At 41.1% G+C, this 16,863-nt stretch carries 12 protein-coding genes and 1 pseudogene; all 13 read right to left on the bottom strand.

The annotated features are described in order from the left end of the window. Positions 1-12 precede the first annotated feature (12 nt). Positions 13-660 carry a hypothetical protein gene (locus tag J4N46_RS04565; RefSeq protein WP_208058333.1) on the bottom strand — a complete coding sequence of 216 codons (648 nt, stop codon included), beginning with the start codon at positions 658-660 and terminating at the stop codon, positions 13-15. Between the two features lie 170 nt (positions 661-830). Then, the gene (locus J4N46_RS04570; RefSeq protein WP_208058334.1) at positions 831-1,538 is read right to left on the bottom strand and encodes a tRNA1(Val) (adenine(37)-N6)-methyltransferase; all 708 of its coding nucleotides are present in this window, start codon (positions 1,536-1,538) and stop codon (positions 831-833) included. Between the two features lie 2 nt (positions 1,539-1,540). Further along, positions 1,541-4,129: a beta-galactosidase small subunit-related protein gene (locus J4N46_RS04575; protein ID WP_208058335.1), complete on the bottom strand. Its 2,589-nt coding sequence runs from the start codon at positions 4,127-4,129 to the stop codon at positions 1,541-1,543. A gap of 20 nt (positions 4,130-4,149) precedes the next feature. Continuing rightward, positions 4,150-5,541, bottom strand: coding sequence for an aspartate ammonia-lyase (gene aspA, locus J4N46_RS04580; RefSeq protein WP_208058336.1), 1,392 nt, complete (start codon positions 5,539-5,541; stop codon positions 4,150-4,152). A 96-nt stretch (positions 5,542-5,637) separates the two neighbouring features. Then, the gene (locus J4N46_RS04585; RefSeq protein WP_236013702.1) at positions 5,638-5,805 is read right to left on the bottom strand and encodes a hypothetical protein; all 168 of its coding nucleotides are present in this window, start codon (positions 5,803-5,805) and stop codon (positions 5,638-5,640) included. Between the two features lie 149 nt (positions 5,806-5,954). Next, positions 5,955-6,791: a dTDP-4-dehydrorhamnose reductase gene (rfbD, locus tag J4N46_RS04590; RefSeq protein ID WP_208058337.1), complete on the bottom strand. Its 837-nt coding sequence runs from the start codon at positions 6,789-6,791 to the stop codon at positions 5,955-5,957. A 23-nt stretch (positions 6,792-6,814) separates the two neighbouring features. Then, positions 6,815-7,012, bottom strand: a complete 198-nt coding sequence (locus J4N46_RS04595) for a hypothetical protein (RefSeq protein ID WP_009416288.1) — start codon at positions 7,010-7,012, stop codon at positions 6,815-6,817. A 177-nt stretch (positions 7,013-7,189) separates the two neighbouring features. Continuing rightward, on the bottom strand, positions 7,190-8,476 hold the full coding sequence (gene hemL / locus J4N46_RS04600; RefSeq protein WP_208058338.1) for a glutamate-1-semialdehyde 2,1-aminomutase: 1,287 nt from the start codon (positions 8,474-8,476) through the stop codon (positions 7,190-7,192). 56 nt (positions 8,477-8,532) lie between these two features. Beyond that, positions 8,533-9,459 (bottom strand): PfkB family carbohydrate kinase, encoded by a 927-nt coding sequence (locus J4N46_RS04605; protein WP_009416290.1) that lies wholly within the window; start codon positions 9,457-9,459, stop codon positions 8,533-8,535. A 350-nt stretch (positions 9,460-9,809) separates the two neighbouring features. Beyond that, complete coding sequence (locus J4N46_RS04610) at positions 9,810-10,967, bottom strand: DUF1735 and LamG domain-containing protein (RefSeq protein ID WP_208058339.1); 1,158 nt, start codon at positions 10,965-10,967, stop codon at positions 9,810-9,812. A 13-nt stretch (positions 10,968-10,980) separates the two neighbouring features. After that, positions 10,981-12,110 (bottom strand): annotated as a pseudogene (locus tag J4N46_RS04615) (glycoside hydrolase family 18). A gap of 20 nt (positions 12,111-12,130) precedes the next feature. Further along, positions 12,131-13,729 (bottom strand): RagB/SusD family nutrient uptake outer membrane protein, encoded by a 1,599-nt coding sequence (locus J4N46_RS04620; RefSeq protein WP_208058340.1) that lies wholly within the window; start codon positions 13,727-13,729, stop codon positions 12,131-12,133. 4 nt (positions 13,730-13,733) lie between these two features. Beyond that, positions 13,734-16,775: a SusC/RagA family TonB-linked outer membrane protein gene (locus tag J4N46_RS04625; protein WP_208058341.1), complete on the bottom strand. Its 3,042-nt coding sequence runs from the start codon at positions 16,773-16,775 to the stop codon at positions 13,734-13,736. Positions 16,776-16,863 lie beyond the last annotated feature (88 nt).

Raw genomic sequence — 16,863 nt, forward strand, 5'->3', positions numbered from 1 at the left:
ATTTAGAAGGTACTACCTAAAAACACTATAAGTAGCCAAAATAATACTAAGTCTTTCGGTATAAGTATCAGGATATTGTTTTATAATATCATCGGCATAGGGTTCAAGATATTTCTTGCCCAAATCTTCTTCTAACCAATAGATTTTCTTCTTTTTTAACCACGTTTCTTTGCTAATTTGGCAGAGCTCAGCAAAATTAGGTGCTTTCTGCAAATCGTGAAATCCTTGTACAACTCTCATATAACGAGTAGCTAATATTTTAGCGGTATTAATACCTTTTGTTGCAATCTCACTGGGGTTGTGCATCTCATTGATTACGGCTTCTTTTAAGCAAACGGCACTAGGCAATAGATTGGTAAGTCTATTGATGTATTTGTCATAAAACCCTGAACCTAACTCAAAGTTTCTATCTAAAGGAATGCCAAAAGCTAAGGAGGTACGTTCCCAAAGATCATCGTTATCACGTGGAGGCGATACGATAAGAAAACCATCTTGGCTATGTTGTTTGTGCTGACCGACGTAAACATACATATAAACCAAGTGTTCGCTATCCAATTCCTTTACCCACGAACGAAGGTTATTGTAATTTATCGGTACAGCCAAAAAACCTTGCTCTTTTAAAAAACTGCTTAGGTTCTTAATATCATTAGCAAAACTCATAGAAATATTTCTTATTTGGTTATTTTACAAAGGGGGTTTAGGTACTAAAGTCTGCTATTTGCTGGTATTGATGATAGTTAATACTATTTTTTAATACTATGGTGTTTATCTTTTTCTTATTTTAATTGCAAAGATTTTTACTACTGCCGCAGTCCGTCTCATATCTATATTTAGAATTTCAAATAAAAATCTCGCGTCAAAGCCTTATACGCTTCAGTATATTCTCCGCGTACCTGCTCTATTACAAGCTCTTCAGCCACTACCTCAGCCAATTCTTTTTTAGCAAAAAGTATCAAACTACGCTTCAAAGGTGCTGTTGCGTTACCTCGTGTGCGCAGCAAGCGTTGCGGGTAAAGCCCCTGTTGCTGTGCCAATTCCATAAAATAAGCCTCCTCACTATAAGGCAGTATCACCGCAAAGTATCCCGTTTCAGCAAGCAGTTTTGCCACACCCTCTACAAGCTCAGCAAAAGAAAGTCCATCAGTAAAACGAGCTCTATCGCGCTGCTCATTCCCCGATTTGTATGCCGCCCTATAAAAAGGCGGATTACTAATAATCAAGTCATAATCACCCGCAGCGCACAGCACAAAGTCCTGAAATGAAATGCAGTGCGCACGTAAGCGCACTGCCCAATTACTATTAGTAAAATTCTCTACACATTCAGCATAAGCTACCCCGTCTATTTCTACAGCATCTATCATTGCCGTAGGGCAACGCTGGGCTAACATCAAGGAAAGCAATCCTGTACCCGCACCTACATCCAATGTTTTATGGTAAGGTGCTATAGGTACCCACGCCCCCAGCAAGACTGCATCGGTGCCCACTTTCATAGCTGTTGCAGCTTGTTTTATGTCAAATTGTTTAAACCGAAAGTACATCTTTATCTGCTCACAGGACGAATTAAAAAGCCAAACCAATAGCTTGTAGGCTTTTCAGCGGTAATAGCGTCAAGGCGTATATAAGTACCATCAGGCTCAGGTAGCTGGTAAGGGTGTGCGGCTGCCTTTAGTTGCGCTTCGCCATAAGGCAATGCCGATACGCTCATCGGTTGCATCGCTACAAACTCAGCTCCTGTACCACGCATATTGGTAATCGATGCCCATTGCGTGTCTTGGTGTTGCCCCATTGTTTGTGGCTGGGCATAAGGTACAAACTCACTGCGCACATCGCCTTCATATACTCCCATAAAAGCAGCTTCTTTGTCCGCTTCGGTATTTTCTTGTCGCCCACGTCCGTAGTATTTAAAATTGTAGAATACTGTAGGCATTTTTATTTCGTAGCCCAATTGGGGTACAGTTATTTGCTCATCATTGCCTGTAATATTAGTAAGCACTTCTATAGTACCATCGGTAAAGACAATAAACTCCTGATAAGTTACCAAAGGAGATACAGTTTCACTTTCCGTAGTTGTAGCCAGAGCCTTATCTTCTATTGATTCCAGCATAAAGCAATAACTATAGCTACCGTCTTCATTCTCAAAAATTTTGTAATCTATTACTCTGTGATGCCATTTCTCATCACTTAGCACATTCAGGTTCAGCCCATTATCGTCTATTACTTTACTATTGTTATAGGTAAGACTTTCTATAGTGCCTCGTTCGTAGTCAAAATGCACCGTGAAGTTTTTGCCTACTACTATTTTTTTATCTACCGTAAGCTGTAGCGCTTCCCCCTGATTTAGAATGCGCTGCTTAGGCTTGTTTGTACCCTTTTGCAAAAGAAACTGCTCACGTGCCTGCACAAAGCCCTTTTCACACCAAGGTCGGTCAGCAGCTTGCTTAAATTCTATAGTAGCGTAATATTCTGCCCCACTATTCATTCGTTTAGGGGTAAGCCTTACCGTACCCTTCAGCTGTGGTTTTAGAGGCGATACATCAAAAGAGCGTTCCTCCACCTTTTGCCCATCGCGATAGAGCGTCCAAACCCCTTCATAACCGTCCATTGGCTCAAAGTACGCTTTATTGATAAGCTGAAAAGTATCGTTTGAGAGTTTTTTCACCTCAATATTTTGATAATCTTTCTGTAGCTGGTAAAATTGTGGTTTAGGTATTCTACTTGCAAAGATAACCCCATCGGTCATCGCTGCTTTTTCTTCTATTCCTTTACCAAAATCCTCACCATAGCCTTCGTAGCGTGTTCCTTTATCGGTATAAAGATAAATTGTCTGGTCTACCCAATGCTTTTTGGGCAATAGAGCTTCTTCAAAATTTATTTCACGAGCCAAGAAAATCCCGTATTTATCACACAAGTAAAACCAATATGGGTCGGGGGGATACGGAATGGAATAAACATAATTCACATTGGCACGTTTCATCAGCATAATTTCGTCTTCCATTTGCTCGTGTGTAAGGGTACGACCCTGCGCAGGGTGTCCCTCTTGTCGTTTTACGCCCTTCAATTCTATGGGTTCTCCATTTACGTAAATCTCTTTATTTTTGCGAACTTCTATTTTTTTGAAGGTAATAGGAGTAGATACCGTTTCGGCTACTCGCCCTTTTCTATCTATGAGTTGTGCAATAAGCGTATAGCGATAAGGCGTTTCATCTGTCCAAACCATAGGCTTTTTCACTTTCATAGTAGTTTCATTCCACACCGATGTTTTACCCCCTATGATTTCTAAAGGCACTTCTTGCTCTACAGGCTCTAAATGACGGCGCAACACATCACTATACAATATGTTTTCACGTAATTTATACTGAATTTTGTAGTTCTGTGCTGCTTTCTTGCGAAGATTACGCACTTGGGCACGCAATTGCAGTTCCCAATTTACAAAATCCTGAGAATCTGTCATTATCTGCAAGTCGTTCAGCTGTAATTCAGGAGTAGCACGCAGCGCTACACTCCTAAATATCCCAGGCAACTGCAGTACGCCCGAACGTTCAGCTATAGAATCATTAGCCGTACTATGCACCTCTACAGCCAACTTATTATCTCCTTTTTTTAGCTGCTTTGTAATGTTAAAAGATACTACCGAAACCGAATGCTCGGCAACATCCACCATTTGCCCGTTTACCCACACGTAAAACGACCCCGCTACGCCTGTGAAATCTAAATAAACTTCACGTTTTTTCCACTCTTTAGGTACTTCAAAAAACCTAACATAGGAGCCCACTTCGTTGTTCGGGCAATACGAAGGCATACCATAGCGGGGCTTGTGATACTTGTTTAGCGCATACACTTTCCAGTCCGAAGGCACTTTTATCATATCCCAAGTACTAATATCGTAATTAGGCATATAAAAGTCCTGCGGACGTTCATCGCTCTGTTGGCTCCATTTAAAACGCCAGTCCCCATCAAGAGAACGCCAATACGATGAATTTTCAGGAAGTGATACCGAAGCCTCTGTCTCGTCTTTAAACGAAAATAGCAATTTGCGCGTAGAAGCCTCTTTCACCAAAGGTTGCGATTGTGCTACAAGCCCATAAGCCAATAGGGCAAACACAACACTTCTTCGCAAATAATTTTTCATATTATAAAAATCAAAACTTTTTAATCGTTAATCATAGAAGCAGGATCTAATATCTTATCCAATTCTTCCTTGCTAAGCAACTGATGCGCCAACACCAAATCATATACCGATTTGCCTGTCTCTAAAGCCTCTTTTGCTATCTTAGTACTATTTTTGTACCCAATATAAGGGTTTAGAGCCGTTACGATACCTATACTGTGCTTCACCATATTTAGCGATACTTCGCGATTAGCCGTAATGCCCTTTACGCACAACTCTCGCAAGGTAACCAATGCATTCTGCAACAAACTAATACTTTCAAATATCGACTCGCAAAGCACAGGCTCCATCACATTCAATTGCAACTGACCTGCCTCTGCTGCAAACGATACCGTAACATCGTTACCTATCACCTTAAAGCACACTTGGTTTACTACCTCCGGAATTACAGGGTTTACTTTACCTGGCATTATAGACGAGCCTGGTTGCATCGCAGGCAAGTTAATTTCGCGTAACCCTGCACGAGGGCCCGAAGCCAACAAGCGCAAGTCGTTACACACTTTAGAAAGTTCTATGGCAAAACGCTTTAAAGCAGATGAGTAGCTCACATAAGCTCCTGTATTGGGAGTTGCGGCAATCAAATCAGTAGAAGGAATAAACGTATCCCCTGTAATTGCCGATAAATTTTCAGCACACAAAGCAGGAAAACCTTTAGGAGCATTAAGCCCCGTGCCTATAGCGGTACCGCCCATATTAATTTCGTGTAACAACTTGGCAGCAGCAGTAAGCCTGTTTTCATTATCTCCTAAAGTAGCTGCAAAAGCATCAAACTCTTGCCCCAAGGTCATAGGTACAGCATCTTGCAGCTGGGTGCGCCCCATCTTTATTATATCGGCAAAAGCCTTCCCTTTTTCGCGCAAAGCATCTACTAAGGCTCTAAGTGCAGTAAGCAGTTGCTTGTTCATATTAATAATTGCAATCTTGATAGCCGTAGGGTAAGCATCATTGGTAGATTGCGAGCAGTTGATATGATCATTAGGCAAACAGTGTTGGTAATCGCCTTTAGAATAGCCCATAATTTCCAATGCCCTATTCGCTATCACCTCGTTGGCGTTCATATTTACAGAGGTACCAGCCCCCCCTTGAAACATATCTACAGGAAATTGGTCATTTAGTTTACCATCAATCACCTCTTGGCAAGCCTGGGTAACGGCAGGCATAATAGCATCAGGAAGCAATCCAAAATGATGATTAGTTTTAGCAGCAGCCAATTTCACATAACCAATAGCCCTCACAAATTCGGGGTAATGGTGCATTACAACCCCCGAGATTTTAAAGTTATCAATCGCACGTTGTGTTTGTACGCCATAATAAACCTCAGCAGGAACTTGTAGTTCCCCTATAAGATCTGATTCTGTTCTAAATGTTGCCATTTTATATATTATTTTAATTATTAGTCATACAATTCATCATCCACCTACCGACTGCAAATATACACCTTTTTTTTGATAATACAACTTTTATAAACCTCATTTATCTGCATTGGCACCATAAATAAGCGCTAATTTTAGCAGTCGTTTGCCTGCCGTATGCACTACATAAGTATTTTCCAAATGATTGGAGGCATCGGCTTCAAACGACAGCGTTTGCTTATCTTTTATAGAACCAAAGTTTTGTATACTGAAATTTACAATCATCTTACATATATTCTAAACAGTTCCCTATTTAATCACCGTGCAAATATACGTTTTTTTTTAATGCCTTGCTATTTTTATGAAGAAAAATATGTGTTGTAAAGAAGAAGATTAGCGCAAAGCTTTTTTAAGCCATTATGCAACAAGTGTGTTTAGCTTAAAAAGGCTTCGCGCCAATACCTAATACGATACCCAAAATTATTTTTGAGTTTAGATTTATCTAATACTGAATAAGCGGGACGTGTTACCTTGCTTGGAAACTCTGCCGAGCGGCAGGGCAGCACCTTACAAGCGTTACCCGAATGCGCCACTATAGTAGTAGCGAAGTCATACCACGAGCATACCCCTTCATTGCTAAAGTGATATACCTCTTGTTTGCCTTTATACCAGCCATTATTAATGGCTTGCACTACAAAATCAGCCAAATCAGCAGCATTGGTAGGAGTACCTACTTGGTCAAAAACTACTTTTAGCTCTGTACGTTCAGCACTTAGCCGCTGAATAGTTTTTACAAAATTATGCCCAAAGCGCAATGAGTAAAGCCACGAGGTGCGGATAATCATATAATCAATACCCGCCGCCTTTATAGCTTCTTCGCCGGCTAATTTTGTACGCCCATACACGCCTAACGGCTGCGTAGCATCCGTTTCATTATAAGGCGTATTGGCACTTCCACCAAACACATAGTCGGTAGAAATATGAATAAGTGGTATGTGAAACTCTTTGCATACAGCAGCCAAGTGGACTGCAGCGTGATGGTTAATAGCCTCTGCCACCACCACATCATCTTCAGCTTTATCCACATTGGTATAAGCCGCACAATTTACGATAATATCTATATTGTTTTGCTGTACAAAAGAGTGTAGGCTGCCTATTTGGGTAATATCCAAGGTAGTAGCATCAGTAAAAAAATAATTACCAATGCGTACCGTGCTGGCTTCTATTTCAGAACCAAGCTGTCCGCCAGCACCTGTTACTAATACATTCATTACTACAATAAACAGCCTTGCAATTAATAGCTAAAAGCGTTTACGTTCACACCTACATATTTGTTTGCCATACGATTTACATCGCTGCGGTATTTTTCTGGTACATTAGCACCATACGCTGCATACAATTGTGCAAACTTTTGCTTTAAATCTGCTGTTACCTCTGTGTTGAAGTTTTCCATATAAAGGATTTGCTCCACTACTTTTACAAATTCTTCCATTTTTTTTGAGTTTTAAAATTATTAATTCCTTTCAATTTTTCGCTGCAAAGATATAAAATATTTTCGAACTACCAAATAATAATTGTTAAATAAATTAAACATCAAACTAACAACGTTACTAACAAGTTATTAACAGCTTGTTTATGGTTATTAACAATTTAGCCAACACACTGTCTTTTAGAGCTCTAACACTACTCTATTGAGTGCTTTAATCGTTTTATCCAAATCGTCATAAGTGATAGCATCATTTAGAAAATAACTCTCAAAACTACTAGGAGGTAGGTAAATTCCCTCGCGTAGCATTCCGTGAAAATAACGCTTAAAGCGTTGGGTATCACTTTTTGAAGAGCTAACAAAGTTGGTTACAGGGCTCTCGGTAAAGAATAAGGTAAACATAGAGCCAAAGCTGTTGATTTGGTGGGGTATTCCTGCTCTTTGCAACACTTCTTCAAAACCTTGATGTAAATAAGCTGTTTTTTTAGCCAAACTTTCATACACTTCGGGGTGTTCATTCAGTGCTGTAAGCATTGCCAAGCCCGCACTCATCGCCAGCGGATTCCCACTAAGGGTTCCTGCCTGATATACAGGCCCCTCAGGAGCTAAATAGCTCATTATTTCTTTATTAGCTGCAAACGCCCCTACAGGTAGCCCGCCGCCTATCACTTTCCCAAAGGTAACAATATCTGCCCTGATACCGAATACTTCTTGCGCTCCTCCTTTGGCTAAACGGAAGCCCGTCATTACTTCGTCAAATATCAGCAAAGAACCATTTTCGGTACAAAGTTGTCGCAAGCCTTCCAAAAATCCTTCTTGTGGCAGTACGCACCCCATATTGCCCGCTACTGGCTCAATGATAACACCTGCTATCTGCTGAGGATTAGCTTCAAAAAGGGCTTTTACCGAAGCTAAATCGTTGTAATTAGCCAAAAGGGTATCTTTTGCAGTGCCTTGTGTTACCCCTGGGCTGTTGGGTGTGCCAAAGGTAGCTCCACCGCTTCCCGCTTCTATCAGGAATGCATCGGAATGCCCGTGATAGCAACCTATAAATTTGATAATCTTTTCGCGCCCTGTGTAGCCACGTGCCAAGCGTATAGCACTCATACAGGCTTCAGTACCACTATTCACAAACCTGATTTTGTCTATATTGGGCACCATTGCAACTGCCAATTCGGCTATTTGTACTTCCACTTCGGTAGGGATACCAAATGAGGTGCCTTTTTTGGCACGCTCTGTTACTGCTTCAATCACAGGGGGATAAGCGTGCCCTAAAATTAGGGGACCCCAAGAGGCTATATAGTCTATATATTTTCGTCCGTCTTCATCGGTAAGATAAGCACCAGCAGCTTCTTTTATAAATATAGGATTTCCTCCTACGGCATTAAAAGCACGTACAGGTGAATTTACCCCCCCTGGTAATACTTGCTGAGCTTTTGCGAAAAGCTCACTACTGCGTTTATACAACATTTTATTATCTTTTTATTCTGGTTTGTCTATTTTTTTATTGGCAATTTAACTGATAATCAACACAATTTGATATCAAATTGTGTAAGGTCTCTGAATTGATACAAGCGGCTATTGATATCCTCTGGGGTAAGCGATAGCATTCGTTCGGCTCCTAAACTTTCTATACAAAACGAAGCTAAATTGGAGCCGTGTATAACAGCATTTTTGATGTTTTCAAAACTAAAATCGTTTGTTTTTGTAAGATAGCCTACAATACCTCCTGCAAACACATCGCCTGCCCCTGTGGGGTCGCACACTTCGGAGAGCGGCAAAGCGGGAGCAAAAAAAGCACTATCTTCGTGAAACAACAACGCCCCGTGTTCGCCTTTTTTGATTACTACATATTTTGTACCCATTGCCAAGATGCGTTTTGCTGCCTTTACCAGTGAATATTCATCGGTAAGCTGGCGCGCCTCTTGCTCGTTGATGGTTATCATATCTACCTTGCTGATAACTTCTTCTAAAAGTTCGTAGGTATGGGTAATCCAATAGTTCATCGTATCGAGTACCACAAAGGGCAAATGCGTCATTTGGGCAAGTACATCTATCTGTATTTGTGGGTGCAAGTTGCCCAGCATTAGCACTTGGGCATCGGTAAAAGCTGCGGGTACCACAGGCTTGAAGTGGGCAAGCACATTCAGCTGGGTATCTAAGGTATCGCGCAGGTTCATATCTTCGTGATAACGAGCACTCCAATAGAATGTCTTATCTTGGGGGTCTATCTCTATCCCCGATATATCTATATGGCGCTGGGTGAGCAATCTCAAAAAACTGGTAGGATAATCACCCCCTATTACAGATACTACTGCTGTAGGAACACCAAACTGTGCTGCCGAGAGGGCAGTGTAATTAGCTGCACCCCCCATAATAATATCACTCTTCTGAAAAGGCGTTTCTATCTTATCAAACGCCATACTTCCTATAATCAATAATTTATGCGACATCTTACGCCTTTTGTTTTCGGGGCAAAGATACAAAAAAATAATTATTAATACCTAATGATTATGATTAATATACCTGCTCGCCTACTTTCGTGCGAGCCACACAGCCTTCACATACTCGGCTGTGCCAGCTCGCCGACTTTCCTTCGGTGCGAGCCGCACAGCCTTTTATCCTTCGTCACATACTCGGCTGCGCCAGCTCGCCGACTTTCCTTCGCTTATCCTTCGCTGAAGGTTCGCTGAAGGTTCGCTGAAGGGATAGTGCTTTAGAAATAAAAAAGAGCTGATGAGTACGGGTGCTCATCAGCTCTTTTTGAATACTTATTTTTATTACATTGATTATATAGCTTGCGCTAATCGGCAATATCTACTCGCAAGTTTACTATATCTGGCTGAGTAGAGGGGCCTGCTCCACCGCTGTAACGACCATAACGTGAAGTTGCATCTAACTTATTCTTGCTTTGGTCTTTGATATAATATACTCCATTTTTTTCATAACTATCGGTACCATTGAGTTTCCAATAACCGAATAGTCCTTCAGAATTAGGATCTACCCCTAAGCGGTTGTTCTTTAGCTGGCTGGCAGTTCTTGCTACGTTCCAAATGCGGCACTCGCTCATTTTGCCTCGCCAAATACGGTTAGGGTCATAGTCGTAAGCATAGCCTATGAAAAATGGCCCTGTAAGGTTGAAACTGCTTACGCTGGCTGTCTTTTCAGCTACTTTTTCTCCATCAACAAATATTTCAGCCAGTTTGCTTGCTCCGTTAAACACAAAAGCTACGTGATACCATTTTCCTGTAACAAATTTCATTGCAGGGTTAAACTGTACATTACCTGCTATCTGTATTTGTTCGGCATCTACCGTAGTATCACCAAAACGCAATATTAGGTTACCTTCAGCCCCCATTACAGTACTAAGAAGTACAAAGTTATCTACGTATATCAGTGCCTCATAAGTAAGTGAATTAAACTTGGCATTGGTAGGCATAGGTATTGAAAGAAATTTACCATTAAAATTCATTACCTTGCTGATAACAGTTGGTTTTGTTATCTCTACAAACATTGTTCTAGCCTCTATTGTTGGCAAGCTCGCATCAGCTATCGTAACAGGTACTACATAAGTACTACCTTCTTGAATTCCCGAAAGATTCTTCAAAATTAGCTTGCAAGGATCAGCGTAAATACTACCACTTTTTATGCTAGCCGAATTACTCGCTAAACTGAAGTTTTCAGCAGGCATCATTTGGTATTTTGTCCCATTTTTAGCATTGTAGTCCGCTACCATTTGCGCATTGCCTACTTGGTAGGTAACATTTACAACCTCATCAGCTATATTTGTCAGCCGCGAAGTGATGTTAAACTCATATGTGTTTACACCCTCACCTACTTTTAGCTTTTGCTGTTCTTTCTCAAAGTATACTTTTGTTTCCAATAGGCTATTTTCCTTGTCTTTACAAGCGTAAAGAGCTAAGAAAGCAACCACTCCTATACAATATTTTATATATTTCATAACTAATTACTTTTTAGGGTTGTGGATTATTTTTTATATATTCCTTATGAGCTTTGTGCATCAAATAGATAGCTTTGCGTGTCCATTTATAGTCGGGCTTGTTGTCATAGTCGTTATCTATACGATAAGCACCTACACCCCCTTTAGGCCCGTTGCTGGAGTTATAGACCGCTTGTTGCAAAAGTACTCCTCCTGATTGTGATGACGATTCGAAGTTATCTGTATAGATATGCTTCTTGGTGTTGTAGTATTCTTCAAAAGCTCTTGCTACACGCGACTCGCGATAGTCAAGATGAGAGTCGCCATAGGCTTGCGAAATAAAGTAGTCAAAATAAGGACCTGACTGTTTGCTCACCGACCAAAGCTCTCCATCTACTAATAAATAGCGTCTTTTTCCTGTATCTACAGTAGCTTTGGGGCCTAAATACTTCCCAAGCTCTTCTACCAAAATATGAAGATACCTTCCGTGATATCCCTTCAAGCTACCATCGCCATCACCAGCAACGTTAGGCTCCCAGTCTATATCCAATCCGTCATAATCATACTTCACAATAGTATCGCAAAGTGCTTTTGCATACTTCTTTATTGCAGCGGTATGGTCGTCCGAACCTTTCACGCCACTTGTATAGCCCCAATAAGCTTCTTGAGCCCTTCTTATCTTCTCGTTGATTTCCGATTCCGAGTCATTAGGGTTATCAGTCTTCACCTTATCGGCTATACTTGATGGTGTAATACCTGTACCTATGTTGTGCAATATAAAGCACGCAAATACTTTGGTACCCTTCACTTTTTGCACATAAGCCTTATCGGCTTTCTTTGCCTCGCTGATGCCAAAAGGCGCACTCCACATCGATACCATATCTATACTATCGGGCAACGCTGCAAGATACCCTTTGCGCACACTGCCTTCGGGCGACCAGTTGCTAAACCAAAAGATACTGGGCGACCGTAGTTCTCGGCTGTTTTTTTCCAAGCGCGCAAAGACGCGTAATAGTTATCGCGTTCGGCTTCGCTAAGGGTATTTTTTCCGCCGTTATGGTCTATTTCTTTAGCTTCTACGTCAGTCCATTTGCTACAAGAGGCTAAGGCAAGCCCCATAGCTATCACAACTGCCGAAATACTTTTTAGTAATATATACTTCATAACTGTATTTATTTTATTTGTTAGTTCTTTTTATCCCACCATAGTTTGGTACCGCCGTTGTTAGGGCCTCCTAATAGGCGAATCGCTCCTGCCAAAACAGCTTTGTCTTCGGTAGAGAGTTTGCTTTCGGGGTAAGGCAAGCGGCGCACTCCTTTATCGGTAGAAATTACACCCCCACTTTTGTTTTGGTCTACAGGGTGTAGTTTGGGGTAGCCTGTACGGCGCCATTCTGTCCAAGCTTCTTGTCCGTTAGGGTATAGGGCTATCCATTTTTGGGTAATAATCTTTTCCAATTTTTGTTCATCGGTACCGCCCCATTGGGTAGTAGCGGCGGTAGGAGCAGGAGCGCTACCAAAATAGTAAGTATCAAACTCGGCAGGCTCATTACCCGATGAAAGATAAGCACTCACTTTTGATATATCAATATTGTTTTCTGCAAATGAAGTTTCTACCCCTTTGCGGTAAAGATTTTCGGCAGTATCACCCATATTCCAACCTGCCAAAGCCCCTTCAGCTCTTAAAAAGTACACCTCCGATGCGCGTAGCCAATAAGTAGGCGTACTTTTTTCTATATTTGGCTTTGAAAAAGTATCAAAATAGGTAGAACCTTCTCCTAATCCTGCCAAGATACCTTGGTATTTAGCCCCTGCAAAAGGCACATTTTGTGCATAAGGACTTGTACTTGGCTTGAAGTACGCCATTAGGCGAGGGTCTTCATAGCCCACCAAGTAAGAATACATAGACGAACCCATACGGCACTCTCCATATTGGTTGACAAAAGTTTCTATATTGTTTATAAAACTAAGTCCTGCCCCTTCTTGCATTTTTGCTTCATCAGCCTTATCGGTCATTACTCCCAATGGCTGATTGATAGCCTGTTCTGCATAACGTTGTGCTTTTGCAGGATCTACAAAGCGAATGCGCATCGCCAAACGCAACATTAGCGAATTGGCGTATTTTACCCACTTGGTTACATTACCTGCATATACAGCATCGTATTCAGCCAATAAAGTACCCCCTTGTGTTACTTTGTTTTGCAATACAGCTATAGCTGCAGTAAGATCGTCAAAAAATGCTTGGTATACAACCTCTTGGCTGTCATAAGGCACTCGGAAAAGCCCCTTCCCAGCTTCTTTGTAAGGAATAGGCCCAAACATATCAGTAGCCTTATGCCAAGCCGAAATTTTTAGTATCTGTGCCAATGCAAAAGCCTCAGGAAAATTAGAGCTTTCAGCATCACTTTTTACACTGCTCCACAATGGCAATACTTTCGTATACGAACTATTGTACGAAGCCGAATACCAGCCTTCCAACAAAAAGTAAGTAGTATTGTTATAACCATTATTCCAACCTTGGTTTTGAGCAAAGTAGCCACTCCAAGTATCAGCAGCCAAGTGGTAAGCTATTTGGTATTCATTCGCCACATTAGTACCATCAGCTTGCGTACCTACAGGTACAACCTGGGTTTGTAGCGAAGTAATCTTAGCACCAATGGTTATACCATCTTTTTTACCCATAGAACCCGTTACCCCAAAAGCATCCGTATTGATATCTTCAAACTTGCCACAAGATACCATTACCAAGCCCAATACTGTACTTATTAATATATTCTTTTTCATAGTATTACAATTTTGCTTTTATGTTAAAACCTACACTGCGCAAGCTGGGTTGCATAAAGTAGTCATTCCCTTGTCCATAAGTAGCTGTCGAAGGTGTTAACTCAGGGTCAAAAGGAGCCTTGTTGTATATCATCCACAAGTTATTACCTATAAGCGACAATGTAAGCTCATCTAAATAGTTTTTAAACCACTTCGCAGGGAATGTATAGCTAAGCGTTAGCTCTTGCAAGCGTACATTCGTAGCATCATAAGTGTAATAGCCTGCGGTTTCGCTCTTGCCTGTTGCTACTGCCTCGTAATATTTTTTGGCGTTGTATTTGCCTTGCCCTGGCAAGTTTACCCCTCCGTTATCACGTGCTATAGCCGAGTTTTTCGATACCCCAAAGCGGTCTAAAATAGCCTCAGTAGACGAATTGACAATACCACCGAAACGACCACTTACCAAAAAGCTCAATCCAAAACCTTTGTATGAAAAACTATTGTTCCAACCCAATAAAAAGTCAGGTGTAGTACGCCCTAAATATACAGGGTTGATAGTCTCCATATCCAGCTCACCACTTTCAGGAATATTGATGTAGCCTTGATTGTCTTTTTTCAAGAATTTAGAAGCGTACACATCACTAATACTACCACCCACTTTTAGGATTGTTCTACCATTGTCTTTGCTCACCTCGTTGATGTTGAAAGGCTGATCGGTAAAGGGGTGACGATAGTTTTGTACCATTTTTTTAATTTCGTTCTTGTTGCGAGTGTATGACACAGACGAGATTACGTTTAGCTCGCCAAATTTATTTTTATAGCTTACGTTTAGCTCGGTACCGCTATTTTGCACATCACCTGCTTGCAAGTAAATATACTTATACCCTGTAGATTCAGGCAAGTTTGCCACAAAGGTTTGGTTGTAAGTATTAGAGCGATACCAAGTAGATTCTATATTGAAGTGTTTGAAAATGCGCAAGCTAAGCCCCAATTCATACGATTTGGTACGCTCTGCCTTAAAGTCAGAATAAGGGTAGATTTCTTCGGGCTTGATGATACCCCCTACAATCTTTTGGGTAATAGTACCAGGCGTACGACCCGACCACGCTATAGGCGAAGCCACCTCTGTGTATGAACTTCTTACCTTGAAGTAATTGATAAACTTCGGCATTTCGCCCATTTCAGATACCACTGCCGACATACCTATAGATGGGTAAAAATAAGACTCTTCAGCCGAGTTTACCAAGCGAGAATCCCACTCGTTACGACCTGATAAGGTAAGGTAAGCAAAACGTTTGTAGCCTATTTCGGCATTTCCAAATACCGCTACATTACGACGGCGAGAGTCTCCAAAACCTTCTGATATTTTACCTTCCGAAGGGGTAATGTTTTGTATAGAAAACAAGTTGGGGGCTAATTGTAAATTGCCTTCATAACCTCTTTCAATAGCACTAAAATCTGAAAAGCTACCCCCTACGTTTAGCACTACATTCCAATCTTCAAAGAAAGTCTTGTTCATATTGGCAATGATATCCGAATAGAATTGGTGGTCGCTGTAGTTAGAATACTTGTAAGCTCCTTTAGGTTTTGCAAATTTTTCGTTGGAAGAAGCGTAAAGTTTGCGTTCAAAATTTACGTATGATTTATCCATACGGGCACGAGCCGCTACGTTTGCCCAATCGTTGATTTTGTAGCTAAGCCCTGTGTTGAACATAAAGCGGTCTTTGTTATTAGAAGCCAAGTTGCGGTAGGCTGTCCAATATGGGTTTTGGTTACCAAATACACTTTCGCTGATAGGCCAATATTGTACAGGGAAATTGCGGTTGGTATCGTAACGTTCAAAGGTTTTTATCTTGTCAAAATCTTCTCCTCTGGGGTATAAATAAGCCGCTACTATAGGGTTCCAGTATTCACCTTGTGATACCATATTCATATCTTTTTGTTTGATATAAGAAGCCCCCAAATCTAACTGTACTTTTTCTTTGAAGAGTGCCGTAGTATTCCTAATGCTGAAGTTGTAGCGGTGGTAGCTGTTGTTGGGTACTACCCCGTTAGCATCGGTAGTGGCTGCCGAAGCAAAAGTTTGATTTGTTTTGTTGCCCGAAGTAAGTGTAAACGAATTGATTATATTCGTACCTGTTACAAAAAAATCTTTAGCGGGGTCATAACTGCTGGGGGTTGCAAGTTTGCTACCCCAGCTAGTAAATTCGCCAGAGCGATTGCCATAGGTATTCTGAAACTTAGGCAAAATAAAAGGTCGGCTAAGCTCAGTTGAGTTGCCCACCGTAATTTGCATTTTACCTTCTTTACCTTTTTTAGTATTGATGAGGATAACCCCATTGGCAGCATTACTACCATAAAGGGCAGCTGCTGAAGGACCGCTAAGTACCGAAATACTTTCAATATCATCAGGGTTGAAATCGGCAATACCCTCACTGGTTACGCGCCCTTCACCTTTGATACCACTATCATCACCCCCTGATTTTGAATTGAATAACGGGATACCATCTATCACATATAGCACGTTGTTGCTACCTTCAATAGATTTTTCACCACGCATTACCACGCGGGTAGCTCCTCCTGCTCCTGAAGCACTTTTGTTGATTGTAATCCCCGCAACTTTACCATTGAGGCTATTTACAAAGTTGGGCGATTTTACTTTCGTAAGTTCTTCCGATTTCACCTGTTGCACGTTGTAGCTCAGTGCTTTTTCTTCTCGCTTAATACCCAAAGCAGTAACTACCACTTCGGTAAGCTGTTGTGCTTCTTCTTTTAGTACAACATCCAGCTTAAGCGTTCCTTTTTGCTTATCAACTTTTTTTGTTTGGGTACTGTAGCCCAGCGAACTAAACTCAAGCAGCTGATTAGCTTCTACCTGAATTTCGTATTTTCCATCAAAGTCGGTTGATACACCGTGTGTAGTGCCTTTCACCACTACACCCACCCCTGGTAAGGGTAAACCATCGTTACCAGTAACAACACCTGTTACTTGCACCTTGTTTTGTGCCATTAGCGAAACACTAAAGAGAGCACAAATGGCTAATAACATCAAATATTTCATCTTCATTATGCGTAGAAAAATAAATTAATCGCCTGCAAAATTAATATTTATTTAACAACCTGCAAGTTTTCATTAATAATTTTTTAACGCTTTG

Origin of the sequence: Capnocytophaga bilenii, assembly GCF_017565765.1 — a bacterium.
Taxonomy (GTDB): Bacteria; Bacteroidota; Bacteroidia; order Flavobacteriales; family Flavobacteriaceae; genus Capnocytophaga; species Capnocytophaga bilenii.